We start from the raw sequence: 1,129 nt of genomic DNA on the forward strand, positions 1-1,129 counted from the left end.
CCCGTTCGGATGTTGCCGAAATCAGCGTTCGGATCAGAGTGAAATCACCGTTCGGATAAAACCGAAATGGCCGTTTGAATGTTGCCGTAATCGGCGTTCGGATCAAGCCGAAATACACAATCGAGAATCAAAAGCTACAACAAGCTGAAATGGCTCGGTTAAAGCGGGAAAATGCAAGGCTTGCGGAAGAGAATGCATTTCTAAAAAAGGCGGCCGCGTACTTTGCGAAAGAGTCAAAGTGAGGTACGCCATGATTAAGGAAGAATCAAATCAATTTTCTCTCAGACTAATGTGTCGATTATTGTCTGTGTCGGTCAGTGGATACTATGGTTGGCGTGATAGAACACCATCGCGTCGTGAGGAAGAGAATCGTCAATTGGCGATTAAAATCAAAGAGATTTTTGATGATGAGAAGGCACGTGCTGGAGCACTTCGAATAACTAAACGATTAAATAATGAAGGAACTCCGGTGGGTAGACACCGTGTTGCAAAAATCATGCGCTCAAATGGTTGGCGTGCGCGTGCTGCAAAGAGATTTAAAGCAACTACAAACAGCAATCATTCGCTGCCGGTTGCACCTAATTTATTGCAGCAAAATTTTTTAGCGCATCAACCTAATAAAAAGTGGGTAAGCGATATCACGTATGTGTGGACAGAGGAAGGATGGCTTTACCTAGCGGTTGTGATGGATTTATATTCACGCAAGGTTGTTGGATGGGCCCTGTCTGAACGAATGACTAAACAATTAGTGATTGATGCTCTGAACATGGCTGTATGGAGTCGAAAGCCTCCCAAAGGCCTTATTCTTCACTCAGACAGGGGCAGTCAATATTGCTCGCATGAGTATCAAAAGCTTTTAACGCTCTATGGGATTGTCTGTAGTATGAGTAAGCGCGGGGATTGTTATGACAACGCGGCCATGGAGAGCTGGAATCATAGTTTTAAAGTAGAAGCTATTCATGGGGAAAAGTTTGCAACACGTGCCATTGCTAAAAATCATGTGTTTGAGTACATCGAAATATATTATAATCGGAAACGACTTCATTCGATGATCGGCCATAAATCACCGGAATTATTTGAAGTTAAAAAAGTTGCTTAGCAAAGTGTCCGTTTTTGCGGGGCGGGATCA

General features: G+C 43.4%; 1 protein-coding gene. It reads left to right on the forward strand.

Annotated features, from left to right (window positions below; all coding sequences use genetic code 11):
- The first annotated feature begins 196 nt into the window (after nucleotides 1-196).
- On the forward strand, nucleotides 197-1,099 hold the full coding sequence (locus tag E1O47_RS12045; protein WP_278025368.1) for an IS3 family transposase: 903 nt from the start codon (nucleotides 197-199) through the stop codon (nucleotides 1,097-1,099).
- Nucleotides 1,100-1,129: the final 30 nt, after the last annotated feature.

The organism is Legionella yabuuchiae (assembly GCF_900640115.1).
GTDB lineage: Bacteria > Pseudomonadota > Gammaproteobacteria > Legionellales > Legionellaceae > Legionella_A > Legionella_A yabuuchiae.